The organism is Psychroflexus tropicus DSM 15496, assembly GCF_000378765.1.
In the GTDB taxonomy this organism is placed as follows: domain Bacteria; phylum Bacteroidota; class Bacteroidia; order Flavobacteriales; family Flavobacteriaceae; genus Psychroflexus; species Psychroflexus tropicus.
Genome location: NZ_KB905342.1, coordinates 43,197 through 69,038 on the forward strand (window position 1 = coordinate 43,197; position 25,842 = coordinate 69,038).

Here is a 25,842-nt window from a genome sequence, read left to right on the forward strand (position 1 = left end):
TCAATTTACAGTAAAAACCATACCGCATTTTTAAATCCTAGCTAATAATTTGTTAAACGTATTTTTGATCCCTAATACTTGGTGAAATGCTTATTTTAGCAACTTAAAAATAAGAATATGCAAAACGAAAATAAACCGCTTATTCTGGTCACCAATGATGATGGAATTACAGCTCCGGGAATAAGGCATCTTATAAAGATCATGAAAACCATTGGAGAAGTTGTGGTTGTGGCACCGGACAGGCCACAAAGCGCTATGGGACATGCCATAACTATAAGCGACAATTTATATTGCGACCCAGTCACAATTGATAAGTATTCTCAGGTCAAAGAATTTTCCTGTTCTGGCACTCCTGCAGATTGTGTAAAAATAGGGACTCAGGAAATTTTGGATCGAAAACCAGACTTATGTGTGAGCGGAATCAATCACGGATCAAACTCTTCCATCAATGTGATCTACTCAGGGACCATGAGTGCTGCTGTAGAAGCTGGCGTAGAAGGTATCCCTGCCATTGGTTTTTCTCTTTTGGATTACTCTATGGAAGCCAATTTTGATCATACTACCAAGTATGTAAAACGCATTACAGAGCAAGTCATTCAAAACGGTCTACCAAAGGGCGTTGTTTTAAACGTCAATATTCCAAAAGTGAGTGATGAAAAATTAAAGGGGGTGAAAATTTGCAGACAGGCCAATGCTCGCTGGCAAGAACAATTTGATAAGCGTCAAAGTCCTCAGGGGAGAGATTACTACTGGCTTTCTGGAGAATTTATCAATCAGGATGAGGGAAAAGAAACCGATGTGGAAGCTCTGGAAAATAACTATGTCTCTATTGTTCCTGTCAAGTTTGACCTCACAGCTCATGATTTCATTAAAGATCTAAATTCTTGGACAATTAATGATTAAAAAAGAGATTGCATTAGGATTTTTAATCGGGATTGCGGCAAATCTGGCTGGAATGTTTTTATACATCAGCTTGATTATGCAAAAAGAATTTGAAACCGTCTTGAGCCAGGCTTCCGAAGAAGGTGTATTAGGAAGCATCATTGCCTTGGGAGCTATTTTAAACTTTCTGCCATTTTTCGTTTTCATCAAAAAGAAACAAGATTACAGAGCGAGGGGCGTACTCATGGCTACCCTTTTGAGTGCTCTTGTTATTTTAATTACCAAATTTTTTTAAACACTATGTATACTAAAACTTTTGAGATACGCTGGAGCGATCTGGATGCAAATAGACACTTAGCTAACTCATCCTATCAAAATTTCATGAGTCACACGCGAATGGCTTTTCTGGTAGAAAACGGATTTTCACAGAAAGAACTAGTAAAACACAACTTGGGACCTATTGTATTCTACGAGCATATCTATTACTTCAAAGAATTAAAACCCGAAGATGAAGTCAAAGTTAGTCTTGAATTAAAAGGTCTGAGTGAAGACGGAATGTTCTTCCAATTTGAACATAACCTTTACAATCATAAAGGAAAAAATTGTGCCAGATGTGAGATGATGGGCTCATGGCTAGACTTACATTCACGCGAATTGGTGGCGCTTCCGGAACATCTTTTAAAACCTCTAGAATTTCTTACCAAAACTGAAGATTACAAAATATTGACTAAAGAAGATACGAGAAAGCATGGGGTTAAGCCTAAGCACCTATAAGTCATTACGTTAAAACGCAAATTAAAAAAGGGTTCAATTTTAGTATTGAACCCTTTTTGTTTGATATAATAGATTGAAATTAGTGCCCCACTATCGTTTGGCTATCTTGTAATTATAAACATACTTACTAATTATTTTCATCTAAGTTGATCAAATTTAAAAAACCATCTCTTAAAAGAGATGGTTTTTATTATAAACATATGTCCCGTCCTGAAATAGCGATACACTAAACTTTAGTGTAATGAAGAAGTCAACAAAGACGGTTTATGTAAAAAGAACCCAAAAAGACTACTCGCTTTCTTTTAAGCTTCAAGTAGTAGAGCAAATTGAGACAGGGCAGCTGGACAGGCTTTCTGCACATTTGAAATACGGTATTCAAGCCAGATCTACTATCACTTCCTGGCTCAGAAAATATGGTACCTTTGACTGGGAGAACCTATCTACAGTATCCATGGCAAAAAAACCAGAACAAAGAATCATTGAGCTTGAGGCCAAAATTAAACTCTTGGAAAAACAAAAAGCTCGTGCTGAACACTTAGCAGAGAGAGCTGATAAGAAAGTAATCATTTTTGATATGCTAGTTGATATGGCAGAGAAAGAATACGATATCGCTATCAGAAAAAATTACACGCCCGAGTTATTGAACGCTTCAAAGAAGAAAAAAAAGAAACAATAGTTTCTGCCTGTAACTTACTTGGGCTAGATAGACAGGTATATTATCGAGCCATTAAATCCAGAACTCAAAAACAACATATCTCACAACAAGTCATAGATTTAGTTAGAGTTATACGAAGTAAAATGCCTAAAGTAGGCACAAGAAAATTGTATCATATGTTGAAGGATAAACTCTCTGCTTTAAATGTAGGAAGAGATAAACTCTTTAGGATACTAAAGGCCAATCATATGCTTATAAAACCAGAACGGAGCTATCATGTAACTACCGATTCACATCATCGATTTAGAAAACATAAAAACATCGTTTGTAATATCGAAATTAATAGACCAGAGCAAATATGGGTAAGTGATATCACCTATGTAGGTACTAGAGCAAATCCTTCATATTTAGCCTTAATAACAAATGCTTATTCTAAGAAAATTATGGGTTATAATGTGAGTGATAGTCTAGCAGTAGAAGGTTCGTTGCTAGCTTTAGAAATGGCTTTAAAAAATAGATGTTATAAGGGCAAGCCTTTAATACATCATTCAGATCGAGGACTTCAATATTGTTCTAATGACTACCAAAAATTACTATCGGAAAACCACATAAGTGCAAGTATGACAGAGAAATATGATCCTTATGAGAACGCCATAGCAGAGCGGATTAATGGAATATTGAAACAAGAATTTAATATAGCCAAAAATATAAAAGAGATGAGTTTAAAGAAAAAACTGATCAAAGAAACAATAGATATTTATAATATATTGAGACCACATCTGTCAAACCACATGCTAACACCAGTAGAAATGCACCAACAAAATAAAATCAAAAGAAAAACATATAAGACAAAAAAGCTAAGCAATGAGCTCATTGCTTAGCTTTTAATTAGTAATTTAATCCTTTAATAATCTGTATCAATTATTTAGGACTAGACAATAAAATATAATTATGGGCGATTATTGTACAATAATTTGACCATTCATAGATCCATGTACAGTACAGATATAATCTGCAATTTCATCTGCTAATTCTTGGGTAAGAGTAAAGTCGAATTGGTCATCAGAAGTTTGAAAATTAACTCCAGCATCTCCTTCAAAGGATCCTTCAGCACTCATACTCAAAAGAGCATTTCCTGATGCATCTCTAATTTCAAATGGATGTGGACCAAAGCCTGTTACTGATAACTCATAACGGGTACCAACGGTTAAGGTCCATGTACTATTATTTTCATTTAAGTTAGTCACATTAGCACCTGCAGTGATAGCACTAACAAAATAAGCACTAGCTCCATCATTATCAACTGTCATTTCAACAACACTAACAGCCTCTGGTAATTCTGGTAATAAAACACCATCGATAACATGAACTACTCCGTTTTCAATCGCTACATCTGCTGTGGTAACATTATAGGTAGTACCAGCAGCGTCTGTAACTGTAACATCAGATCCTGATCTGGTAACTGTTAATTCTTGATCTGCTAGTGTATTGAAAGTCTGAGCACCTTCATTCAAATCCTCTGCGAAAGCTACAGCAGGAACGACGTGGAAACCTAAAACAAGTTCTAGGTTGTCGACACCACCTATTGCTTCCACTAATTCATTTAAGTCTGCTGCATTAAAAGCATCTAAAGCGTCAGCAAAGGCATCGTTTGTTGGAGCAAATACAGTAATTGCATCAGCATTTAATAAAGTCTGATCCAATCCATCTACTGCACCTACAGCATCCAGTAAAGTTGTTAACCCAGCATCTGTAGCTGCTTCAACTAAATTTGGCAACTCAGGCTCAGGTAAGGTTGGAAGTAATACTCCATCAATAACATGTACTACACCATTTTCAATTTCTACGTCTGCAGTGATCACATTTCTTACGGTTCCATTAGCATCTGTAACGGTCACCTCACTACCTGTTCTAGTCACTGTAATTTCTTGTCCAGCTAACGTGTTGAAGGTTTGTTCTCCTTCAGCTAAATCAGTTGAGAAAGCAACTGCTGGAACAACATGAAAGCCAAGAACAAGTTCAAGATTATCCACTCCGCCTATAGCTTCTACCAAACCATTTAAATCGTTTACATTAAAAGCTTCAAGTGCATCCCCAAATGCTTCATTGGTTGGAGCAAACACTGTGATGGCATCAGCATTCAATAATGTTTGATCCAAACCGTCTACAGCACCTACAGCATCCAACAAAGTGGTTAAACCAGCAGCTTCAGCAGCTTCAACTAAATTTGGTGGAGTTTGTGTAGGTGTGGTATCATCGTCATCTGAACATGACACTCCAGCTGTTAATAATACAGCTAATAGCAAAAATTTTGAAAGTAATTTCATAGTATTTTTTGTTTTTAGATTACGTAAATAAAACAAAGTGAAACCAGAAATTACTACTTCAAAATTCACGTTTAGCATATAATTAACAAGAATGATGGATTTAAAGGACTATTTCTTAAAAAAGCATGAAATTTATTAAAGAAGCTATAAGAATTAAAAAAGAGCTCAGTACTTTACTGAGCTCTTTATAAACAATTGATTTAAATTTTATATTAATCTACCTCTGGAAGTAAAACCGTATCAATGGAGTGAATAACCCCATTAGACGCCTGAATGTCGAAAGATGCTATAGTGCTCATTCTTCCTCGTGGGTCTGTCAACGTTCCTTCTGTGGTGTTCACTGTGAGGTCTGAACCTAATGTAGTTATAATACCATCTTCTAGACCTGTTGACCTCAAATTAAATCCTGTGATCACGTGTGTATTCAAGGACGCTGTTAGCGTAGCAGGATCGATATCTTCTATACTGTTCACCTGAAGCTCATCGAGCAAATTATCAAAGGCCTGATTGGATGGTGCAAATACGGTAAATGGTGAAGGCGTTGCACCAAAGGGAGTAGATAACACATCCACATAGTTTTGAGAGGCTTGATCTTGATTAGTCAAAGCAGACAGTAAACTCGAAAAATTAGGATCTGCACTTATAAATGTGACTATAGTAGGTAAGTCTATAACTTCATTTACAATATGAATAACCCCGTTATCAGCTTCATTATCTGGTGTAGTTACAGAAGAAACACCATTGAGTAAAATTCCGTTGCTTGTGTTGACAAAAAGGCTTAACTTATTTTCAGTAGCTCCATAAGTAGCTAATGTACTGGCATATGAGGTTTCAAAATCACCTGAGAAAGACACCTCATTCAAAACATGATTCAATAATAATTGCGTGATGACTTCCACTGAAAAATCAGTAATTTCACTTCCGTTTAAATAAGAATCAAAGGCTTCATTATTTGGAGCAAAAACTGTAAAATTAGCAGATCTATCGGCTAAGACTTCATCTAAGCCTGTGTATTCTAAAGCGGATACAAGGCTAGACAAATCATTGTTAGTTGATGCTACGCCCGTTATTGTAGGGTCTATAATACTTAAAACTTCTTCAGGTAATAGTACTTTATCAATTGTATGCATTACCCCATTATCGGCTTGTATATCAGTCTCGATTAATGAAGCATTTGTTCCAGATGCATCTTCAACTTGAGGCGATTCGCTGAGATCGAACTCGAGAGACTCGCCTTGGAATGTTTCGGCAGTCAGACCTGTGGATAAATCACCTAATCTTACATTATTGTCGGTAATAACATGATATTTTAATACAGTTGCCAGGATTTCAGGATCTACTTCCTGTAAACTCTCAACCCCTAAGGTTTCTATTAGATCATCAAAAGCTGCATTTGTTGGCGCAAAAACGGTAAATGGAGCATTATTACCTACATTGGAGAGCAGTTGTATAAAATTCAAATCTTCAGATTCTGCTAATTGAAGGGCTTCAACTAAAGAAGACAGTTCAGGGTTAGCATCAGCTTGAGTGACTATTGTTGGTTTCGATATTACATTATTTACAATATGGACAACTCCATTGGAGGCAATGTTATCTGCATTATCTACCTCCGCTATACCGTTTAGTACTACTCCATCTTGCGCATTAATAAAAAGACTGAGCCGAGCTTGAGCCACCGAACTGCTAGTAAAGGTTGTGCTGTATCCTGTAGAAAGGTCTGCAGCAAGATTTTCTCCTTCAATGACATGGTTTAAAAGCAATTCTCTCAATTCATCTTCGGGAACAGCCCCTAAGCTCGCGTAACCATTAAGTTCCAGAAATTGTGTGAAAGCTGCGTTAGTTGGAGCGAACAATGTAAGATCTTCATCTGTTGTAAAGTCTGATACTAGATTTACAGTTTCTAAGGCTGCTAATAAATTAGACAACTCTGGATCATCAGTAACTATTTGTGCAATGGTGTTTTCGGTGTCTGGATTTTCTAGGACGATATCGTCATCCTCAGAACAGGACACGATTCCACAAAGTATAAAAAAGGAAAGAAAAAATTTTGATAGGGATTTCATAAATTAATTTTTTGTGAAGAAACGTTTAAACTAAGACTGCATCAAATTTACCAGTGATTTTTAATCCTTTTTTAACTCATCACTTAAACCTAAATAGACAACTTCAATTTATGGGCATGAGTTTATAGAAGACTCATAAATACTCATGAATTCAGAATTTGAATTGATTTTATTAGTCTCTGAGTCGGGCCCTATAAGTGCTACCGGATATTCAATTTCGTAAACATCATCTTCGTGTAAGGTGTCTAAATAACGAAACACTTCTATATTACTATCTAAAACCAAAGTCTCGAAGTTGGTATTGGATTGATTATATTGTTTGATAGAAATAGGGTATTCAAAATTTAAACAGGAGTTAGGCTCAAGACCAAAATCATTCTCGCAGGAATTGGTCAATAAGGTCAATTCTGAAGTGTTACGAACCTCATGTTCGTTATAATTGAAAAAAACTATATTGACTGGAAAAAGGATTTCAATATTGTCTGCTTCATCAATCATCTGCAAATTCTGGATGGAATTTACACGTATTTGCTCAGAATTTACGCTGAGATCATAAGGAAAAACAAGACTAAAGCATGACGTGCTATCAACATGATCATCGAAAGATGCATTATGGAGAGTCATGGATTTAATCATGGAAGTAAGCTCTGATGATCTATGGGTTGTATCTATAGATTCAATTATTTGTTCATCATCACTGTAGCAACTCGAAAAAAGAAAATGGCAGGAAAGAAAGATAATATTGTAATTTTTCATCATAAACCTTCTTTTTAATATAAAACAACTTAAATTAGAAATTTCCTACCAATCTATTTATTAGAGTTGCAAAATTAATGAAAACACCTAAAACCTTATTTAAAAATTGTTGTGAACAAGCTGTATTTTCAAATCTACATCAAAAATATGCTAAAGATTTACATGATTTTATTTATTACAAATTTGGCAGCGCTTATAATCCAAAGGATAAAGTTCAGGAGGCCTTTATGAAGCTATGGGAAAATTGTGAAAAAATAGCTCCCGATAAAGCAAAAAGCTATTTGTTTTCTGTGGCCAACAATACAACCCTCAATGTAATCAAACACAATAAAGTGGTGTTGAAATATGAGACAAACTCTAGACCTAGCTCATCAGATCATCAAGACCCCCAATTTATCTTAGAAGAAAAAGAGTACCTAAACAAATACCAAAAGGCCCTATCAAAACTAACGGAAGAAAAAAGAGTAACCTTTTTAATGAACCGTGCTGAAGGCAAAACTCACAAAGAAATCGCAGAATTGCTAGGAATCTCCAGGAAAGCTGTAGAAAAACGGATATACACGGCCTTGGAGCAATTAAGAAAAGAAATTCAAGAGATATGATAATTTTAAAGTAGGAATTTAAAGGGCTAAATTGTCTTATAACTGAAGAATAGGTATGAAAGAGGAAAAAGTTATCAAAAAATGGCTCAAAAACGAGCTATCTAAAGAGGAGCTTGAGGCGTTCAAAGAATTAGACGCCTACCCTACTTACATTAAACTTTCAGAGCAAGCCAGACACTTTAAGGCTCCACAATTTGATGAGCAGTCTTCCATAAAAAGTTTGAAATCTCAAATCGAATTTAAACAACAAGGGGCTTCCAAAAGAAAGAAAATGTACTATTATTATGCTGGTATTGCTGCCATTCTTGTTTTAGGTTTCTTTATTTTTAACACTATTGAATCTGTCTCAGGTTTGACTTCTTTTGAAACCAAGATAGCAGATACAGAACATATCATTTTACCAGATCAGTCTGAAGTAGATTTAAACGCTAGTTCAACACTCAATTATGTAAGCAATCAATGGGACACCAAAAGAACACTTGAGCTTGACGGCGAAGCCTACTTCGAAGTGACATCTGGCAGTAAATTTACTGTCAATACAACTTATGGGACTGTTGAGGTGCTTGGTACAAAATTTAATGTAAAGTCCAGAACATATGGATTCGAAGTGACTTGTTATGAAGGTTCTGTTGCTGTTGCTCTTAACGATAAGGAATTTGTCTTAAAGCAAAACGATCAATTGCTTTACGATTCCTCTTCCATCCAAAAAAAGAAAATTGAAAAAAAATCTCCAGATTGGAAAAACAAGTACACTACTTTAAAAAGCAGAACACTGGAGCAGGTGCTTGAAGAATTCAGCTACTATTACGATGTCGATTTTGATGTAAAAGGCATTAATACTTCGAGACTTTACACAGGAAGTTTCCCTCATAACAATTTAGAAATTGCTTTAAAATCCATTACTTTGCCACTAGAGTTGACCTATCAGATGAATGATAAAACGGTCATTTTAAGCAATAAGTGAAGATTTTAAAATTATATTTAGTTGTAGTATTAGGATTTAGCTGCTCAACCCCGCTAAATGCTCAAATTAATCCTCATTCTGAAGATTTAGCTAGCTATTTAGAATTTTTAGAGGAAGAATTCGATATCACTTTTTCATACGCAGATGAAGAAATTGAAAATTTAAAAATAAGTAGATCTAAGGATTTGATAGATCTAAAGCAGCATCTTCATTTTTTAAAAAACAAGACGCCCTTTAGGTACATAAGACAAAACCAAACGAGAATTTTAATTGTTCCCTTACCTTCAAAAAAGACCATATGTATATCTGTTACAAACGAACTTACTGGTGAAAGAATAAACAATTCATTTTTAAGGCTGGATGCCATTATTTTCAAATCCGATTTAAATGGAGAGTATAGAATTCCAGTGGTTAAGCAAGAGCTTCACGTGGTTATCAGTGCAAAAGGTTTTGCAGAAAAAGCTCTAAAAATTCGTGCTGATAATGATATAGATTGCTATAGTTTCAAACTCACCCCCTTTTTTGAAATGTTGGATGAGGTTTTTTTAACCAATCTATTAACCAGCGGAATACAAAAGTTCGCCTCGGGAGGGTTAGAAATTAATTACAAAGACTTTGGACTTTTACCCGGATTGGTAGAGCCAGACGTTTTACAGAGTCTTCAGGCTTTACCTGGCATTACAAGCAGAAAAGAAAGTGTTTCCTATTTAAATGTAAGAGGCGGTACCCACGATCAAAATTTATTTCTTTGGGATGGAATTAAAATGTATCATACTTCACATTATTTTGGTATGATCTCCGCCTTCAACCCCTACATGACCCAAAAGGTCACCTTAATAAAAAACGGAACCTCCTCCAAATTTGGAGATGGAGTCTCTAGTTTAATCAACATGAAAACAAGCGACTCTATTGCTAGTCACGTTGAAGCAGAAGCAGGGCTCAATCTTATAAATGCCGATGCTATTTTAAGGACACCGCTAAACAGTGATTCCTCCATGGAAGTTTCTTTTCGGAGGTCAATAAACTCAATTTGGGAAAGCCCAACTTACGACCGCTATTTTGACAAAGTTTTTCAAAACACAGCAGTGACTGATTTTGAATCCTCAACATCTCAACAAAATGATGATTTTTCATTTTATGATGCTACCCTTAATTATAAGCATAAACTCTCTGGAAAAGATTACCTAAAAGCCAACTTATTTTACGCTAAAGACCGCTTTTCATTGAATAGATTTGAAATTGAAGGTAATCAAATCAATACAAGATCTAGTGATTTGGAACAGTCCAACCTAGCAGGGGGATTATATTATGAACGAAACTGGTCGTCCCAAACCCAAACTCAAGTTCAATTTTATACTTCAAAATACAACCAGTCCTCGGTCAATACTAATTTTTTGGATGCACAAAGCCTGGAACAGATCAATGAAGTAAGAGAAACAGGGTTTAAAATAAATGTACAAACTCAACTTTTTTCTAATTTAGTTTTAGAAAGTGGTTATCAATTCAATGAAACCGGTGTTTTAAATTCTGAAGAAATTGATAATCCTGGATTCTTTAGGGAACTTCGAAATTCAATCTTAACCAACAGTATTTATTCACAATTTAATTATCAATCTAAGAGTAGTCGTCTTAATCTCAGTCTTGGCGGAAGGTTAAACCATTATTCCAAATTCAATAAAGTTTTAGTAGAGCCTAGACTTAATTTAAGTTATCAATTGATTGATGATTTATTCTTGGAAGTCCTGGCGGAGCGAAAAAGCCAGGTGACTTCTCAAGTCATAGATTTACAAACGGATTTTTTGGGAGTTGAAAATCGGAGATGGATAGTATCCAATCCAGACAATAGTCCAATTATAGAAAGTTGGCAATGGTCTTCTGGTCTCAATTACATCAAACCCAACTGGTTTATCAATCTCGATTTATACAATAAAAAAGTAGAGGGCATTACATCTCAAGGGCAGGGATTTCAAAATCAGTTTAGGTTTGTAAGGACGCATGGAAGTTATGATATAAAAGGCATAGATTTTTTGATCAATAAAAGTTTTAAGTCTTTTTCTGGTTGGATAAGCTACAGTCTTTCAGAAAATAATTATCAGTTTGACGAATTACAACCCTCTCAGTTCCATAACAATCAAGATATAAGACATGTAATTTCGACAGGCTTAAGTTTTGAGAAAAAAGGATTCAAATTATCCACTGGCTTCAATTGGCATTCTGGAGCGCCTACAACCCTTTTAGCAGAAGAACAACCTCTAGTTTCTCAGCAAATCAATTATCAAGAACCAAATGCAGCCAGACTCCCAGACTATTTTAGACTAGATTTTTCGTCTACCTATACTTTTCCTATAGGAAAAAAATTAAAAGCCCTGGCAGGTCTATCCTTCTGGAATCTTCTCGGGAATTCAAATGTTTTCAATCAGTTCTATCAGCTAGATCAAAATCAAGACATCCAGACTATAACACAAGAAGGATTAAATTTTACCCCAAATTTTCTTTTCAGACTCGAGTTTTAAGAATAATCACCTACCTAATTTATTCTCTTTATATTTAACTTTTTTTAAAAAAAAGAGTCTAATTTCAAAAATCTGACCCTTTAAAATCAAATTATATGAGACAAGTAATTGTAGTTTTTATTCTAAGCTTATTTAGTTTTTCAAATGCTCAAAATCTTAGTTTAGAAGATTATTTACCAACCGATGTAACTTACAATCAAAACATACCTAAACCCAGCGAAGTCTTAGGTTATGTTCCAGGCGAATGGCATGTTAGTCATGATAAATTAGTCCAATACATGACGGCTCTCGATCTGGCTTCAGATAGAATCAAGATGGAAAATAGAGGCTTTACTTATGAAAAAAGGCCTTTAATTCTTCTCACAGTGACCTCCCCAGAAAATCATGAAAACCTTGCAAATATTAAGGAAAATCATCTAAACATCGTAAGCGGAAAAGTAAACAAATCAGAGCTTAGCACTATGCCTGTTGTGGTAAATCAAGGCTTTTCAGTTCATGGTAACGAGCCTAGTGGAGCAAATGCTGCATTGGTTTTAGCCTATTATCTAGCTGCTGCAGAAGGTCCTGCGATCGATAACTTACTTAAAAATACTATTATACTCCTGGATCCAAGTTTTAATCCTGATGGCCTACAGCGTTTTGCGTATTGGACCAATACAAACAGAAGCACGAATCTCAACCCTGATCCTCAGGATAGAGAATTTTCTGAAATCTGGCCCGGAGGCAGAACTAACCATTATTGGTTTGACCTTAATAGAGACTGGCTACCTGTTCAACTCTTAGAAAGCCAGGCTCGCATCGAGACGTTTTATGATTGGAGACCTAATGTTCTTACAGACCATCATGAAATGGGCTCAAATTCCTCATTCTTTTTCCAGCCAGGTATACCCGAACGTACAAACCCGTTGACGCCACAACTCAACCAAGATCTAACCGAAAAAATTGGAACTTATCATGCAGAAGCTCTAGATAGCATTGGTTCACTTTATTATTCTCAGGAAAGCTTTGATGATTTTTATTACGGAAAAGGTTCAACTTTCCCAGACATCAATGGATCTATCGGAATTCTATTTGAGCAAGCAAGCTCAAGAGGTTCTGGACAGATGACAGACAATGGGCTGTTAACCTTTGCATTTACGATCAAAAATCAATTTACCACAGCTCTGTCTACCTTGAAAGCCTCTTTGGAGATGAAAGAAGAAATTCTAAATCTTCAATATCAATTCTATAGAAATGCAGAAAAAAATGCAGATAAAGGAGCTTATGTGTTTGGAAGAAAGGGAGATCCTGTACTTGCTAATGAACTTGCAAAAGTTTTAAAGCAGCATCAGGTTGAACTTTACAGACTAAATCAGGATGAACGCGTTGATGGTAAGGAGTTTGACAAAAACTCTTCTTACATCATACCTAAAAATCAATTACAGCACAGGCTCGTTGAAGCCATGTTTGAAGAGAGAACTACATTCAAGGACAGTATCTTCTACGATGTGTCTGCCTGGAGTTTTAAACATGCATTTGACGTTGACTTTGCAGAAGTTAAATCTATAAAAAGAGGAGATAAGGTTAATCAGCCTGAACTTTCTTCTGAAGAAAATCTTGAAAAGTCTAACTATGCTTATGCGCTAAGATGGAGTGATTTTTATTCTCCTAAGGTATTACATGAAATCATGGAGGCAGGTATAAGAGTAAAGGTCGCTGAAAAACCTTTCCAGTCTGCTACTGAAGAATTTGATTATGGAACAATTATGATTCCTGTTCAGAATCAAAACAAATCTGGTGATGAGATCTATGAATTACTCAATACATTACAGAAAGACAATCACGTGAAGATTTCTTCGTTAGCAACAGGATTGACTCAAGGCATCAATTTGGGAAGCCCGAACATGAGCCATTTGGAACTGCCAAAAATAGCGATGCTCGTTGGTGAAGGCGTTCGGTCTTATGATGCTGGAGAGATCTGGCATATGCTGGATTACAGATTTGAAATTCCTGTAACCAAGCTGGATACCAAGGATTTCAATCGAGTGAGCTTAGAGAAATATACGCATCTTGTCATTCCAAGTTCGAGCAGTAATGCGATAAATTCATCTGGAAAAAGTAAGTTGAAAGACTGGGTTAGAAAAGGTGGTAATATTATTGCTTATAAAGGCACTGCTAACTGGCTAAAAGCAGAGAAAATGATCGATTTTGAAACCGTTAAGGATACTGTTGTCGCAGAGGATGTAAGTTTTGGTGAGCGAAGTGCTTTTTATGGAGCCAAGCGAATTGGAGGAACCATTTTCAATACAAAAGTAGATCTTTCTCACCCCCTATTATACGGTTATAATGATACTGAATTAGCTGTTTTTAGAAACTCTAATATGATGATGAAAGCGGATGAGTTAAGCTTCAACAATCCAATCCAATACACCCAATCTCCATTATTAAGTGGATATATCAATGAGGATAACCTGAAGCTGATCAAAGGAACAGTTCCTTTTAAACACAACGGCTACGGAAGAGGTAATGTTATGATCTTTACAGACAATACTAACTTTAGAGCCTTTTGGTTAGGGACATTCAAATTATTTTTGAATTCAGTCTTTTTTAGTGACCAAATGTAAAATTTTTAGTTTTTTGTTATAAGGTGAAAAGCTTGTAGTCGATTGATTACAAGCTTTTTTCATATTCATATTTGTTGTAAATTATTTCAAATTAAAAATTGATGAGAGCCTTAGTCATATCTGGTGGAGGAAGTAAGGGTGCTTTTGCTGGTGGTATTGCAGAATACCTCATAGAAGAGTGCCAAAATAAATATGATTTGTTTTTAGGGACATCTACCGGTAGCCTATTGGTCCCTTTGTTGTCTATTGGCGAAGTTTCTATGCTTAAAAGTATATTTACATCTGTAAATCAAAACTCAATTTTTAGCCGGAGCCCATTGATCATCAAAAAGAAAAATGAAGAGTTTCAAATAAAAATCAATCATTTAAATGTTCTGATAGGGTTTCTCAAAGGTTCTAAGACTTTTGGTGAAAGTAAAAATTTAAGAAAATTGATTTCGGATAGCATTACCACCGAAATTTTTGACCGCATGCAGCAGCAGGACAACGATGTTGTGATTACAGTTTCTAACATAAGTCTAAGCGGAGTAGAATATAAGTCTATAAAAGACTACTCAAGAGAGGAGTTTTGTGACTGGATTTGGGCATCCTCCAACGTTATTCCTTTTATGAGTTTGATGACAAAAAATGGTTTCGATTATGGTGACGGTGGGTTAAGCAATATTGTTCCCATAGCAGAAGCTATTAACCGAGGAGCCAGCGAGGTAGATGTCATCGTTTTAAAGACCGATAAGCAACTTCAAAAACAACCAGTTCAGAATGTTTTGGATCTCACTACACGTGTGTTTGATTTTCTACTCGATCAAATCATCACCAATGATCTCACGATTGGGAAACTGAGAAGCCAATACGAACAGGTAAATCTCAATTTTTATCATCCTCCAGAAATGCTTACTAAAAATTCTTTGATCTTTGATTCAGAAAAGATGAAGGCCTGGTGGAAAATGGGTTTTGAATATGCCAAAACCACCAATCCATTTTGTAGAAAAATTGAGACCAAACTATTTCGTTAACAGGAGTTTCAGGTTTATTAATCTATTTATCGAAGGGAAGGGTGTTATCTCGTTTATAAGGATAACTCCTGATCAAGAATTGAGATTCACTAGAGAATTCGTCTCTAAACCGAGTTTTAAACTCCTCGAATACGGGAAGGTAGGGCACCATTGGTACGTTCAATTCTTTCATAGACCAGTCAAACACGCTGATGTACTCTTTACCTTTATAAGTTAAGGTTTTAAAGTCTGGTTGAGTAGTAGGTGAATAAGCGTACAAGAAATCGGTACCTCCACTGTAAAGGCTAAATGACATCAGTGGTGAATGCTTTCCAAAAAAGCTAAAGACGGGTAAAATCACTATTACTATGCCCAAAATTATGAAGGAGACATTTCTAAAATGATTCAACTTATAATCACTACAGCGATCTTCGAGAAATAGAGCTGCAAAAACAATCATCAGTACATTCCATGGCCATATGATAGAATTAAAATTTGTTCCGAATGGACCTAAAGCGAAAAGCAAGAGAAAATGCATGACAATGATAAACGACCATGCCCAATTTCTGAATTTGGTCCAGAGGATAAGTCCTAAAGATATTTCAGTGAGCGGCAGAGCAAAGCCTATTGCCTTAACCGCTCGGTGAAAAGCAATTTCAGGGGCGATGTTCAAAAAATCAATGAGAAAAAATTTACCCCAGATAAAATTAATAAAACCCAAGTTCAGTTTCTGTAACCCGCTAAATATATAAGTAACTGAGAGTAAGAAAAAAAAATAGCTTTTAAATAATCTAGGGCTAAGAAGCCCTAAACTAAGCGTAACCATAAATTGAAATATGGAAGGTTGCCATCTCACCTGATCTAATCCCATCAAAAAAAGTTCTAAGACTAGAATAGAAACTAAAAGAATTTGTTTTGGCTTGATCAAAGCTAGAATCATAAATACCACACTCAAAAATGAAATGCTATTTGAAACTTGAGAAGGCGTGTTAAGCAAAGCATCATGAATTGGTAATTCTGGGAAAGTTCTATTCCATGACCACCAAAGCTTCACTGACATGGCCTTGAATATTAACCAGAAACCAAGTGTAAGTCGAAGAACAGTCGTCCTAAAACAAAGAGTAAAGTCAGATTTCACTTTTGAAAATTAATCAGCTACAGAAGTCAATACTACAACTTTTCTGTTAACCTGAAATCCTAAAAAGGGCCTAAAGCCTATTGATCTTAGTTTAAATCACCATTTGCTCAATTCTCAATCAAGGATTGCAGAAGTCACAGTACATAGGATCTTCAGTGGTTTTTTGGTGAGGATAAAGTTGTTCCTTTTTAAATTCACAATGCTTACACAAATAAATAAAACTCAAAGTGGAATTTGTAGGCTGACCGCACAGACTACATTTGAGTCCTTTAATTACTTCAGAAACAGTAAAACCCGGCATTTCACACTCAGGACATTTAGAGTTGATCTGGTCGACCAATTTTTTGGTCAGCTGTTCAATCACCTGCATCCGGGTTGGATTATACATGGCTCTCATATCGGTTTCTACGTAAGCTTTACCATACTTTGACTTCAAACTTTCAAACTGATTTTTGAGGAACTCTTCATCTATAATACCTTTATACACTTCTGAATTGTCATCTTTTGAAGGACGTAAAATGAGACCATGTGTTGGAAAGTCAACCTTGTCTGCAAATTCTATTAGGTCTTTTTTAGATGACACAGTTTTTCCATTAAAATTTGTAGAAGGGCTCAACTCTCTAGCTATGACTTCGATATTATTTTTCTTATCGATGAAAATCATAAACTCATCATCAGCATTAATCAAAAAAACAGAAGGATGAGGACCAAAAGAGCCCTCACTGGCAATCCCCAAGTCGCAATTATTTTTTTTCATCGCAGCCAAACATTTTTGCCTAGCCGTTTCTAAAGGACCATGAGTTCTTTCAATTTCACCAGAAAACGATCCAAACGAATCCGTATCAAAAGACTGGTCTGTAAAACATTTTACTCCGAAAGCACTTTCTAAAAGAGGTGCAATTACCTTTTCCTTTTTATGCTTTGTAGCAATGATTAACCTTCTATTTTGAAACATCACCTTATAAATTCAAGATTACCTAAGTTAATTAATTTTCAATTTGACCTGATAATTATACTTTTTTAGTTGCTCTGGTCAATTTATCATTCAGCGTAAGACCAAGTCCAAATTCTGGGAGTTTCTCGGCTATAATTCTATCTAAATTTAACTGATCTAAGCGATGCATTGCAGCATAAAGGTTTTTCGCCGCTTCATTTAAATCTCCGCTTGGTGAAAGGATTTCCTGGCTGTAGACTGGAAAATCTGTAATCTTATGCTGAAAAAGAAGAACTCCAATTTTCTCTCCAGGAAAAGAGCTAGCTAACTCTCGGACATCTTCTGTAAGAAAAGTGTCTGTTTTTGGAGCATAGTGTCTGGAAAGCATGCCTGGTGCTTGAGGGTTTATTATGGCATTTGTATCTAAGCTTATTACTTCTCCAACTGACTTTTGAATATCATCTAAAGGTAAAGAGCCCAATCTATAAACTACTGGAGTATCCTGTTTAAAACCGATAATAGTAGACTCTATTCCACGCTGACAATCACCACCATCCAAAATAATTTGAAGATTATCATGAAAATAGTGGTCGACGTGCGCTGCTGAGGTTGGACTGATGGAGCCAAAAGGATTAGCACTCGGGGCTGCCAGAGGATAGTCCAATTGTTTAAGAAGAGCCAAACTTAACGGATGATTAGGTACTCTTACTGCCAATGTAGACTTTCCAGAGGTGACCAAATCTGAAATTTCAGGACTTTTTTCTAACACTAAAGTAAGGGGACCAGGCCAAAAATCTTCTGCTAACTTATAAGCTTTGGAAGGTATGTTCCTTGTAATTTGAGGTAGATACTCCAAAGATTTTATATGGACTATTAAGGGGTTGTAAAGAGGCCTCTTTTTGAGTTCAAAGATTTTTGAAACTGCAATTTCACTTAGAGCGTTTCCAGCAAGACCGTATACCGTTTCTGTGGGAATAGCTACCAAATCATTCTTATTTAAAACCTGTACTGCTGGCTCTATATCTTTTGTGATCATCAAAAAATTGAATTTTATTGTTTCACCTTTAAAGCTAGACCCCTGTATTTTTCATCAAAAATCCCATCGGCGTAAACCAGATTTCCGTTGACGAAAGTATGAGTGATCTTAGTTGAGAACGTTTCCCCCTCTAAGGGTGACCAGCCGCATTTGTAGAGGATATTATCTTTACTAACGGTCCATGGCTTATCCATATCGACGATGGTAAGATCTGCAAAATAGCCTTCTCTTATAAAGCCTCTTTTTACTATATTATAGAGTATTGCTGGATTATGACACATTTTTTCTGCAATCTTTTCCAAAGAGATAAGTCCCTTTTTATAAAATTCAAGCATAACTGTGAATCCGTGTTGCACCATAGGAGCTCCAGACATCGATTCAAAATAGGGTTTTTCTTTTTCTTCCAGTTGGTGCGGAGCGTGGTCGGTCGTAATGAGGTCGATTTTATCCTCGAGCAAAGCTTTGAAAAGTCCCTGCCGATCTTTTTCAGTTTTAATAGCCGGATTCCATTTGATTAAGGTCCCAAGCCGTTCATAATCTTTTTCAGAAAACCAAAGATTCTGTACACAAACCTCGGTAGTAATCTTTTTCTCGGTTAGTGGTTTGGAGTTATCAAACAAATGTGTTTCTGCTTCGGTGGTGAGGTGAAGAATATGTAATCTGGCATCATGCTTTTTAGCCAATTTGATGGCACGTTCTGTTGCTTCAAAACATGCCTTTTCACTTCTTATATAAGGGTGATGTTTAACTGAAAGATCGTCGCCATAACGACTCCTAAAAAGCTTTTCATTTTCTACAACCATCTCTTCTTTTTCAGAATGAATGGCGATGATAGATTTGCAATGAGCGAAAAGCTTTTCCATCATTTCCGGCCGGTCTGCGATTAAGTTACCTTTTTTCGTAAAATAAAGTCCGTCATCTGAGACTGCAAGTAGTCCTGACGTATCAAGCTTGATTATCTCTTCGAGATTATCGGCATTGACTCCTAGAAAAAAACCAAAATTAGCCAGTGATTTTTGAGATGCCAATTCATACTTTTCATTAAGCTTGCCTAAGTCCATGACATTGGGAGAAGTGTTTGGCATATCGATAAACGAAGTAACTCCTCCGGCAATAGCAGCTTTGCTTTCAGTATACAGATCTGCTTTATAGGTAAAACCAGGATCTCTAAAATGAACCTGACCATCTAAAACTCCGGGGAGCACATAAAGCCCAGAACCATCGATCACCTTAATATCATTATCTTCTTCAATCTGGCCAATCTTAGCAATCAATCCCTCACTGATTAGGATATCAGCAACTTTGACTTCATTTTCATTGACGATTTGAATGTTTTTAATCAACGTGTTTTGCATCATCTCAACTGAATTAATATTTATGTTTTTCGACCATTGCAACTCAACTTTTAAAAGTAATTAATGATTCCAAGGTATACTGGTATCCCAAAAGTGATATTAAAGGGGAAGGTAATTGCTAATGCCATAGGCAAGTAAAGCCCTGGGTTGGCTTTCGGGACTGCTAATTTCATTGCAGCAGGCACCGCGATATAAGAAGCACTAGCTACCAGTATAGCCAAAAGCAAGCTATTCCCTTCGCTTTCCAGGAAAAGTCCAGAAATTAGAGCAGTTAAGCATCCGTTAACTAGAGGAATCAGAACCGCAAACAAAAAAGCAGAAAGCCCATTACTTTTAAAAACTTTGAGATGTTTACCACTGGAAAGTCCCATATCTAGTAAAAACACAGCCAGAAACCCTTTAAAAATATCTGTCGTAAAAGGCTCGATACCTCTTGCCTGTTCATCACTAGCCATAAATCCTATGAACAAGCTACCTACTAATAAAACTACACTGCCGTTGCTCAAGGAGTGTTTTATAATTGAACTGAAATTAATTTTTGGTGCTCCTTTAGAAGATTTCGCAAAGACGGCTAGTAAGAGGACACCCATCACAATAGCAGGAGCTTCCATGGAAGCCATTACCGCTACCATAAAACCATCGTATTCTATTCCCTGCAAGTCTAAAAAAGAAATAGTAGTTAGAAACGTGACCGCACTGATGGAACCATAGGCTGCAGCTACCGCCGCGGCATTATAGATTCCAAATTTTCTTTTTGCGATCCAAAATGTATAAAGCGGGATAAGAATTGCACTGAGCAATCCAATAGCAAACGCCCAGATAATTTCACCTCCAAACTCACTGTGAACTAACTCTTGTCCACCTTTAAAACCGATGGAAAACATTAAATACAAGGAGATGAATTTTGAAGAATTTGCAGGGATTTCTAAATCACTTTTTATAAAAGCAGCAAATATTCCCAAGCAAAAGAACAATAATGCAGGGTTGGTTAAATTATCCAGCAGCAGGTTCAAATCCATAAATCCTAATGTTAATATTTTGCTGCAAATATTTAACAAAAAAAGAAATGCAAAACATTTACTTTTTTAATGCTTCCCATAAAACATTTATAAGTACGTAGGCATGTTAATTCTTAGGATTCAAAGTCAAACCTTAACCAACATTTTTCCCTTGTTTTTACCGTCGAAAAGATCGATAAAGGCTTGAGGAATGGTCTCAAATCCTACTTGAATAGTTTCTTCGTATTGAAGTTTGCCTTCTTGAAGCCATTGCGCTAATTGTTGAATACCCTCGGGATGCCTTTCTTTATAATCGAAAATGATAAAGCCTTGCATGGAAGAACTAGTTTTAATCAAAAAGGGTTGAACGCTTGTACTTTTTGGCAATTCAGTTTTATTATAAACAGAAATAGCCCCACAAACAATAGTTCTTGAGAATTTATTGATGTTGTACAACACCGCTTCAGAAATTTCTCCTCCCACATTATCATAGTAGACATCTACTCCATTAGGACATGCTTTTGCGATAGCCTGAACCATATTGTCTGTGGTTTTATAGTTGATACCTTCATCATAGCCATACTCAGATTTAATCAGTTCTATTTTTTCATCTGTTCCCGCTATTCCAACCACGCGCATGCCTAAGATTTTTCCTATTTGACCCACCACGGTTCCAACTGCACCAGCAGCACCAGAGACTAAAAGCGTCTCCCCTTTTTTAGGTTTTCCGATATCAGTTAGACCAAAATAGGCTGTTAATCCAGTCATCCCTAAAATTCCGAGATAAGCAGATAAAGGCGCTTTATCAGAATCAACTTTCTTAAGGTTATCTGTATTCAACACCTGGTATTCCTTCCACTCCATCATTCCCGTCACAAAGTCGCCAGCTTTCAAATTGGAGGACTTAGATTCTAGGACTTCGGCCACACATCCTGATACAATAGGCTGGTCAAGTTCGAAGGGATCAATATAAGATTTAGCATCCATCATTCTCCCTCTTAAATAAGGATCCACAGAAACATAGGTTATTTTAAGTAAAACTTCCCCTTCATTTAATTGTGGAAGTTCGGTCGTTGTAAATTCAAAATCAGATAACTTAGGTCTTCCTTGTGGTCTGTTTTTTAGGTTAATGGTATTAGTCGATTTCATGATTTATTTTTTTTCTGATTCAAATTACAGGAACAATTTCTGGATTGGTATTAAAATTAGGCTAAAACTTAAGGTGATTTACCAGTTGACTCTCACTGTTTATCCGTTTGTATTCTTAATCTGGATAAGCCTACACCATTTTCTAGTTCGCAGATATAAGCGATAAGTTGTTCACGTAGTTCACATTGTAAATCCCAGGCAGTGAAGGGATCTTTGGCACTGCAAAGTGCCCTTAGTTTAATTGCTTTTTCGGTAGATTCCACGACCTGAACAGTAGGTTGTTTTGCTTTATCCCATTTATCTGAAGCTTCGGCAAGGATTTTGTATTTTTTCCTAACTTTCTCTACATCAATGCGGTAGTCTGTATAAATGTCAATCGACCGGATCTGACCTGCTCCTCTCATCGACCAGTTCTCAAAGGATTCAGAAATCACAGATTTTAATGGGATTACAATTCTTCTTTTGTCCCAGGTTTTTACCACCATGAAGACAAATCCAATATCTTCAACCTGCCCCCACTGACCTGAGAAAATTACAATATCCCCCACCTGAGCTGGTTTGGTGACAGCAATCTGGATTCCGGCAATTATATTTCCTAAGGTACTTTGGGCAGCAATACCTACGATTATAGTAGCTACTCCAGCTGAGGCAAATAGAGAGATGCCCAGATTCTTAAAAGCTTCAAACTGTGATAAAATAATACTAGCTCCTATAAGCACAACTATTGAGGTCACTATACGTCGACCTACTGAAAGATGCGTAAGAATTCGTCTTTCTTTTAGGCTTTTCTCTGTATAAATATCTTCAGTGCTGTTTTTGGCAATAAAGGACAAAAAGGCATCTGCAAAACGCATAAAAAACCAGGTCCCGAAGATCACAGCTAATATTAAAAGCAGTTTATAAAAGCTGTTTGCAAAGTCTCCATTGAAGGAAATAAAATTATTCAGCAGCACATAAAATAAAAGAGTTCCCACAAAGAGTGACGCTGGAAGTGCCAGCCTAAAAGATGTAGAAGATATCCAAACTATAGATGATTGACCAAAGACACGTTTCAAGATGAACATGGTTAACCAGCCTAAAATAATGCTAAAGATCAGTGCGATAATTGTAGCTAAATATTTCCATATGGCTATATTCAGGAACGTTTCATCTACAGCCCAATCTGGCAAATTTTTTGAAATTTGTCTTGTTCCATATTTACTGTACAAGGCATCAATATTATCTACTGTATTGGAAGAAATCAACCAAAAGGGCGATTCATTTCTGTATTTGACGCGTTGCAATCGCAAATCGATTGTTCTATCATTAATTTTAAGACGACCAAAAGCAATACTTCGCCTGGGCTCACCAACCAAGGCATTGTTGGTTTGGAAAGCAATGTCCAGCTGTCCGTCTGGCCGGTCTGGTATTTTATCCCAGTCAATATTAAGATTTTGATTGATGACCGTGTAGAGTTTTTGTGCTAGAATAGCCACCTGTTCTTTGGTAGTTGACGATGGTAATAAGTTAAAATTGAACGATTTAGCTGCCTGAAGATAATCATCATTCCTGGCACTTAAAATGAAGTTTTCTAATGTAGCCTGGGGAGTAGACCGATTAACAGTGATTTCTCTTGGATTAAAAATTTCATTTTGACGTTCTAGGACAAAATAAGCTTCATTATAAGATTCGATATTTCTATTGGAAAAATCTGTTGAATCTTTTATGGTACTCTCCTTGGTTATTCCTTTCTTCTGAAGAGTATCCTGGGCAAACGCAGGAGTCTTAAGTAAGGTAGCTAAGCCAATGAATAAGTAAAATAAAAAAATAGTTATTGATTTCATTATTAGTTCTTAAATACTGAATATCAGCAATATGATCCTTAAGATAATCAAGCAAAGCTGAAAAGTAATTATATTTAATTTGGTAGAATGAAAGATAGCATTATTTTAAGGTTTCTGATTGTACTTGCTATCTCTATTGAAGTTTGGCATAAGAGGTGTATTTAGGATGAACCTCATGACTTATTTATAACCTATAACATCTTTATTTCCATAAAAACCTCCGAGAGAATCGGAGGCTTAGTGGTTTTATTTAATCCACTTTGGTGACTCCAGAATCTTTGTAGAAAGTTAGAAGTAAGGCCCACATAAATATAATTTCGCTCCAAACTTGATATAGCATATACGTAATAACTCATAATAATAAGTATATGGTTTTCATTCGCATAAAAAAAGCCCCCGAGTGTTTCGGAGGCTTAGTACCTAGGGCGGGAATCGAACCCGCACATCGTAAGATACTGGGTTTTGAATCCAGCGCGTCTACCAATTCCGCCACCTAGGCATTTTGGAGTTGCAAAAATATAAAATTATTTCTTCTGTAAAGTAAAATATTGAAGTAAATTATATTCAACTTGATTTATTTATCTAAATTTGCACTCCATAAAAATGAATATCCCTCAAAAGGTCAATAAGTTATGGCAGACGTAGAAAAGGTCGCGAAAATTTTTGCTTGTTCGCAAAGCACAGAATTAGCTAAAGCAATTGCTAAGTCTTACGGCATCCCTCTTGGAAATGTCAATACACTGCATTTTAGCGATGGTGAGTTTCAACCTTCTTTTGAAGAAAGTGTAAGAGGTTCTCGTGTTTTCATCATTGGCTCTACGTTTCCAAACTCAGACAATTTGATGGAAATGCTGCTTATGCTGGATGCAGCTAAGCGGTCCTCAGCGAGACATATTACAGCAGTGATGCCGTATTTTGGCTGGGCCAGACAGGATAGAAAAGATAAACCCAGAGTTCCTATTGCTGCCAAGATGGTGGCTAAAATGCTGGAAACAGCAGGGGCGACACGGATTATTACTATGGATCTGCATGCCGACCAAATACAAGGCTTTTTCGAAAAACCAGTCGATCATTTATTTGCCTCTACGGTCTTTTTACCTTATTTGAGAAGTTTGAATCTCGATGATTTAACCATAGCTTCACCAGACATGGGGGGTTCCAAAAGAGCCTACGCCTACTCTAAGTTTTTAGAAAGTGATGTGGTTATTTGCTACAAGCAACGAGCCAAGGCCAATAAAATATCACATATGGAATTGATTGGTGATGTGACTGGTAAGAATGTTGTTTTAGCCGACGACATGGTAGATACTGCAGGGACACTAACCCACGCCGCTAACCTCATGATGGAGCGTGGCGCGAAAAGCGTAAGAGCGATTTGTTCTCACCCGGTATTATCTGGTGGTGCTTATCAAAAGCTCGAAGACTCTAAATTAGAAGAATTGATTGTGACGGATAGTATTCCGTTAAAACAAAGCAGTCCTAAAATAAAAGTATTAAGCTGTGCAGATTTGTTTGCAGATGTGATGAAAGCCGTCCATTATAACAAGTCTATCAGCGGTAAGTTTTTAATGTAGTTTAATTTAATTTAATTTTTTTATGAAATCGATTACGATCAAAGGATCTAAAAGAGAAAGCGTAGGCAAGAAAGCTACGAAAGCCTTACGTAATGCTGGAGAGGTCCCTTGCGTTATTTACGGGGGGGATAATATCGTGCATTTTGCTGCGCCAGAAGTGTCTTTCAACAAGTTGATTTACACTCCCGATGTACACACTGTAATTGTTGACCTTGATGGCAACAAGACCAATGCTGTGCTTCAAGACATCCAATTCCACCCTGTGACAGATGAAATTCTGCACATTGATTTCTATGAATTCCACGAAGGACAAGAAATTACTATGGAAATTCCTGTTCACTCTGAAGGTATTCCTAAAGGTGTTAAAAATGGTGGTGTCTTGAGATTCAACTTAAGACGTATGACTGTAAGAGGTCTTGCCAAAAACCTCCCAGATTATATTGTTGCTAACGTAACTCCACTTAAAATTGGACAAAAGCTTTACGTTACTGCAGTTGCAAGTGAAGATTACAAAATCATGCACCCAGACAATACTGTAATTTGTCAGGTAAGAACTTCTAGAAATGTATCGCTTATCGGCGTTGATGAAGACGAAGATGAAGACGATGAAGCAACTGAAGGTGAAGAAGGAGAAGAAACTCCAGCTGAGGGTGGCGATGATGCTGCTGAAGAAAGCGAAGAGTAAATCTCAGATTTATAATTTA

23 protein-coding genes and 1 tRNA gene are annotated in these 25,842 nt (G+C 36.4%); 12 read left to right on the forward strand and 12 right to left on the reverse strand.

Annotation, left to right across the window (positions count from 1 at the left end):
• Nucleotides 1-117: 117 nt before the first annotated feature.
• From surE to F598_RS0100225, 5 genes are all read left to right on the forward strand, one after another.
• Nucleotides 118-903, forward strand: coding sequence for a 5'/3'-nucleotidase SurE (surE, locus tag F598_RS0100205; protein ID WP_019036987.1), 786 nt, complete (start codon nucleotides 118-120; stop codon nucleotides 901-903).
• Nucleotides 896-1,177 carry a hypothetical protein gene (locus tag F598_RS0100210; protein ID WP_019036988.1) on the forward strand — a complete coding sequence of 94 codons (282 nt, stop codon included), beginning with the start codon at nucleotides 896-898 and terminating at the stop codon, nucleotides 1,175-1,177. Before surE ends, F598_RS0100210 begins: the two co-directional genes overlap by 8 nt.
• A gap of 5 nt (nucleotides 1,178-1,182) precedes the next feature.
• On the forward strand, nucleotides 1,183-1,656 hold the full coding sequence (locus tag F598_RS0100215) for an acyl-CoA thioesterase (RefSeq protein WP_019036989.1): 474 nt from the start codon (nucleotides 1,183-1,185) through the stop codon (nucleotides 1,654-1,656).
• A 241-nt stretch (nucleotides 1,657-1,897) separates the two neighbouring features.
• The gene (locus tag F598_RS15500) at nucleotides 1,898-2,332 is read left to right on the forward strand and encodes a hypothetical protein (protein ID WP_019036990.1); all 435 of its coding nucleotides are present in this window, start codon (nucleotides 1,898-1,900) and stop codon (nucleotides 2,330-2,332) included.
• Nucleotides 2,329-3,192, forward strand: coding sequence for an IS3 family transposase (locus F598_RS0100225; protein WP_033408177.1), 864 nt, complete (start codon nucleotides 2,329-2,331; stop codon nucleotides 3,190-3,192). Before F598_RS15500 ends, F598_RS0100225 begins: the two co-directional genes overlap by 4 nt.
• A 78-nt stretch (nucleotides 3,193-3,270) precedes the next feature.
• Here F598_RS0100225 and F598_RS0100230 read toward each other — a convergent pair whose 3' ends face one another.
• The 3 genes from F598_RS0100230 to F598_RS0100240 form a co-directional block, all read right to left on the reverse strand.
• Nucleotides 3,271-4,638: a fasciclin domain-containing protein gene (locus tag F598_RS0100230; RefSeq protein ID WP_157594923.1), complete on the reverse strand. Its 1,368-nt coding sequence runs from the start codon at nucleotides 4,636-4,638 to the stop codon at nucleotides 3,271-3,273.
• 212 nt (nucleotides 4,639-4,850) lie between these two features.
• Entirely contained in the window at nucleotides 4,851-6,701 is a 1,851-nt protein-coding gene (locus F598_RS0100235; RefSeq protein ID WP_019036993.1) for a fasciclin domain-containing protein, read from the reverse strand.
• Between the two features lie 108 nt (nucleotides 6,702-6,809).
• Nucleotides 6,810-7,460, reverse strand: a complete 651-nt coding sequence (locus tag F598_RS0100240; protein ID WP_019036994.1) for a hypothetical protein — start codon at nucleotides 7,458-7,460, stop codon at nucleotides 6,810-6,812.
• A 74-nt stretch (nucleotides 7,461-7,534) separates the two neighbouring features.
• Between F598_RS0100240 and F598_RS0100245 the strand changes: the two genes are divergently transcribed.
• The 5 genes from F598_RS0100245 to F598_RS0100265 all read left to right on the forward strand — a co-directional run bounded on the left by F598_RS0100245 (nucleotide 7,535) and on the right by F598_RS0100265 (nucleotide 15,152).
• Nucleotides 7,535-8,059 (forward strand): RNA polymerase sigma factor, encoded by a 525-nt coding sequence (locus F598_RS0100245; protein ID WP_019036995.1) that lies wholly within the window; start codon nucleotides 7,535-7,537, stop codon nucleotides 8,057-8,059.
• A gap of 55 nt (nucleotides 8,060-8,114) precedes the next feature.
• On the forward strand, nucleotides 8,115-9,023 hold the full coding sequence (locus F598_RS0100250) for a FecR domain-containing protein (RefSeq protein ID WP_019036996.1): 909 nt from the start codon (nucleotides 8,115-8,117) through the stop codon (nucleotides 9,021-9,023).
• Nucleotides 9,020-11,536 carry a TonB-dependent receptor plug domain-containing protein gene (locus F598_RS0100255; protein WP_019036997.1) on the forward strand — a complete coding sequence of 839 codons (2,517 nt, stop codon included), beginning with the start codon at nucleotides 9,020-9,022 and terminating at the stop codon, nucleotides 11,534-11,536. The genes F598_RS0100250 and F598_RS0100255 overlap by 4 nt, the downstream gene beginning before the upstream one ends.
• A 95-nt stretch (nucleotides 11,537-11,631) precedes the next feature.
• Nucleotides 11,632-14,139, forward strand: coding sequence for a M14 family metallopeptidase (locus F598_RS0100260; protein WP_019036998.1), 2,508 nt, complete (start codon nucleotides 11,632-11,634; stop codon nucleotides 14,137-14,139).
• 101 nt (nucleotides 14,140-14,240) lie between these two features.
• Entirely contained in the window at nucleotides 14,241-15,152 is a 912-nt protein-coding gene (locus F598_RS0100265) for a patatin-like phospholipase family protein (RefSeq protein WP_019036999.1), read from the forward strand.
• A 22-nt stretch (nucleotides 15,153-15,174) separates the two neighbouring features.
• Here F598_RS0100265 and F598_RS0100270 read toward each other — a convergent pair whose 3' ends face one another.
• From F598_RS0100270 to F598_RS0100305, 9 genes are all read right to left on the reverse strand, one after another.
• A complete protein-coding gene (locus F598_RS0100270; protein ID WP_019037000.1) occupies nucleotides 15,175-16,191 on the reverse strand; it encodes a hypothetical protein in 1,017 nt (338 codons plus the stop codon).
• A 196-nt stretch (nucleotides 16,192-16,387) separates the two neighbouring features.
• On the reverse strand, nucleotides 16,388-17,224 hold the full coding sequence (locus F598_RS0100275) for a DUF6671 family protein (RefSeq protein WP_019037001.1): 837 nt from the start codon (nucleotides 17,222-17,224) through the stop codon (nucleotides 16,388-16,390).
• Nucleotides 17,225-17,279: 55 nt separating this feature from the next.
• The gene (locus tag F598_RS0100280) at nucleotides 17,280-18,239 is read right to left on the reverse strand and encodes an L-threonylcarbamoyladenylate synthase (RefSeq protein ID WP_019037002.1); all 960 of its coding nucleotides are present in this window, start codon (nucleotides 18,237-18,239) and stop codon (nucleotides 17,280-17,282) included.
• 14 nt (nucleotides 18,240-18,253) lie between these two features.
• On the reverse strand, nucleotides 18,254-19,597 hold the full coding sequence (locus F598_RS0100285; protein ID WP_019037003.1) for a dihydroorotase: 1,344 nt from the start codon (nucleotides 19,595-19,597) through the stop codon (nucleotides 18,254-18,256).
• A 47-nt stretch (nucleotides 19,598-19,644) separates the two neighbouring features.
• On the reverse strand, nucleotides 19,645-20,613 hold the full coding sequence (locus F598_RS0100290; protein ID WP_026302416.1) for a sodium-dependent bicarbonate transport family permease: 969 nt from the start codon (nucleotides 20,611-20,613) through the stop codon (nucleotides 19,645-19,647).
• Between the two features lie 126 nt (nucleotides 20,614-20,739).
• A complete protein-coding gene (locus F598_RS0100295; RefSeq protein WP_019037006.1) occupies nucleotides 20,740-21,741 on the reverse strand; it encodes an NADP-dependent oxidoreductase in 1,002 nt (333 codons plus the stop codon).
• A 92-nt stretch (nucleotides 21,742-21,833) separates the two neighbouring features.
• Nucleotides 21,834-23,564, reverse strand: a complete 1,731-nt coding sequence (locus F598_RS0100300) for a mechanosensitive ion channel family protein (protein WP_019037007.1) — start codon at nucleotides 23,562-23,564, stop codon at nucleotides 21,834-21,836.
• Nucleotides 23,565-23,755: 191 nt separating this feature from the next.
• Nucleotides 23,756-23,920: a GIY-YIG nuclease family protein gene (locus F598_RS15010; RefSeq protein WP_083925424.1), complete on the reverse strand. Its 165-nt coding sequence runs from the start codon at nucleotides 23,918-23,920 to the stop codon at nucleotides 23,756-23,758.
• A gap of 61 nt (nucleotides 23,921-23,981) precedes the next feature.
• A tRNA-Leu gene (locus F598_RS0100305) sits at nucleotides 23,982-24,063 on the reverse strand.
• Between the two features lie 133 nt (nucleotides 24,064-24,196).
• Between F598_RS0100305 and F598_RS0100310 the strand changes: the two genes are divergently transcribed.
• Nucleotides 24,197-25,138, forward strand: coding sequence for a ribose-phosphate pyrophosphokinase (locus tag F598_RS0100310; protein WP_019037008.1), 942 nt, complete (start codon nucleotides 24,197-24,199; stop codon nucleotides 25,136-25,138).
• A gap of 22 nt (nucleotides 25,139-25,160) precedes the next feature.
• On the forward strand, nucleotides 25,161-25,823 hold the full coding sequence (locus F598_RS0100315) for a 50S ribosomal protein L25/general stress protein Ctc (protein WP_019037009.1): 663 nt from the start codon (nucleotides 25,161-25,163) through the stop codon (nucleotides 25,821-25,823).
• Nucleotides 25,824-25,842: the final 19 nt, after the last annotated feature.

What these genes read in the sequence shown, in the direction of transcription:
- F598_RS0100260 (WP_019036998.1), top strand. Translation starts at nt 11,632, where the DNA reads ATGAGACAAGTAATTGTAGTTTTTATTCTAAGCTTATTTAGTTTTTCA.
- F598_RS0100275 (WP_019037001.1), bottom strand. Translation starts at nt 17,224, where the DNA reads ATGTTTCAAAATAGAAGGTTAATCATTGCTACAAAGCATAAAAAGGAA.
- F598_RS0100315 (WP_019037009.1), top strand. Translation starts at nt 25,161, where the DNA reads ATGAAATCGATTACGATCAAAGGATCTAAAAGAGAAAGCGTAGGCAAG.
- F598_RS0100295 (WP_019037006.1), bottom strand. Translation starts at nt 21,741, where the DNA reads ATGAAATCGACTAATACCATTAACCTAAAAAACAGACCACAAGGAAGA.
- F598_RS0100310 (WP_019037008.1), top strand. Translation starts at nt 24,197, where the DNA reads ATGGCAGACGTAGAAAAGGTCGCGAAAATTTTTGCTTGTTCGCAAAGC.
- F598_RS0100215 (WP_019036989.1), top strand. Translation starts at nt 1,183, where the DNA reads ATGTATACTAAAACTTTTGAGATACGCTGGAGCGATCTGGATGCAAAT.
- surE (WP_019036987.1), top strand. Translation starts at nt 118, where the DNA reads ATGCAAAACGAAAATAAACCGCTTATTCTGGTCACCAATGATGATGGA.
- F598_RS0100280 (WP_019037002.1), bottom strand. Translation starts at nt 18,239, where the DNA reads ATGATCACAAAAGATATAGAGCCAGCAGTACAGGTTTTAAATAAGAAT.
- F598_RS15010 (WP_083925424.1), bottom strand. Translation starts at nt 23,920, where the DNA reads ATGAGTTATTACGTATATGCTATATCAAGTTTGGAGCGAAATTATATT.
- F598_RS0100250 (WP_019036996.1), top strand. Translation starts at nt 8,115, where the DNA reads ATGAAAGAGGAAAAAGTTATCAAAAAATGGCTCAAAAACGAGCTATCT.
- F598_RS0100285 (WP_019037003.1), bottom strand. Translation starts at nt 19,597, where the DNA reads ATGATGCAAAACACGTTGATTAAAAACATTCAAATCGTCAATGAAAAT.
- F598_RS0100240 (WP_019036994.1), bottom strand. Translation starts at nt 7,460, where the DNA reads ATGATGAAAAATTACAATATTATCTTTCTTTCCTGCCATTTTCTTTTT.
- F598_RS0100210 (WP_019036988.1), top strand. Translation starts at nt 896, where the DNA reads ATGATTAAAAAAGAGATTGCATTAGGATTTTTAATCGGGATTGCGGCA.
- F598_RS0100245 (WP_019036995.1), top strand. Translation starts at nt 7,535, where the DNA reads ATGAAAACACCTAAAACCTTATTTAAAAATTGTTGTGAACAAGCTGTA.
- F598_RS0100290 (WP_026302416.1), bottom strand. Translation starts at nt 20,613, where the DNA reads ATGGATTTGAACCTGCTGCTGGATAATTTAACCAACCCTGCATTATTG.
- F598_RS0100230 (WP_157594923.1), bottom strand. Translation starts at nt 4,638, where the DNA reads ATGAAATTACTTTCAAAATTTTTGCTATTAGCTGTATTATTAACAGCT.
- F598_RS0100235 (WP_019036993.1), bottom strand. Translation starts at nt 6,701, where the DNA reads ATGAAATCCCTATCAAAATTTTTTCTTTCCTTTTTTATACTTTGTGGA.
- F598_RS15500 (WP_019036990.1), top strand. Translation starts at nt 1,898, where the DNA reads ATGAAGAAGTCAACAAAGACGGTTTATGTAAAAAGAACCCAAAAAGAC.
- F598_RS0100300 (WP_019037007.1), bottom strand. Translation starts at nt 23,564, where the DNA reads ATGAAATCAATAACTATTTTTTTATTTTACTTATTCATTGGCTTAGCT.
- F598_RS0100265 (WP_019036999.1), top strand. Translation starts at nt 14,241, where the DNA reads ATGAGAGCCTTAGTCATATCTGGTGGAGGAAGTAAGGGTGCTTTTGCT.
- F598_RS0100270 (WP_019037000.1), bottom strand. Translation starts at nt 16,191, where the DNA reads ATGTCAGTGAAGCTTTGGTGGTCATGGAATAGAACTTTCCCAGAATTA.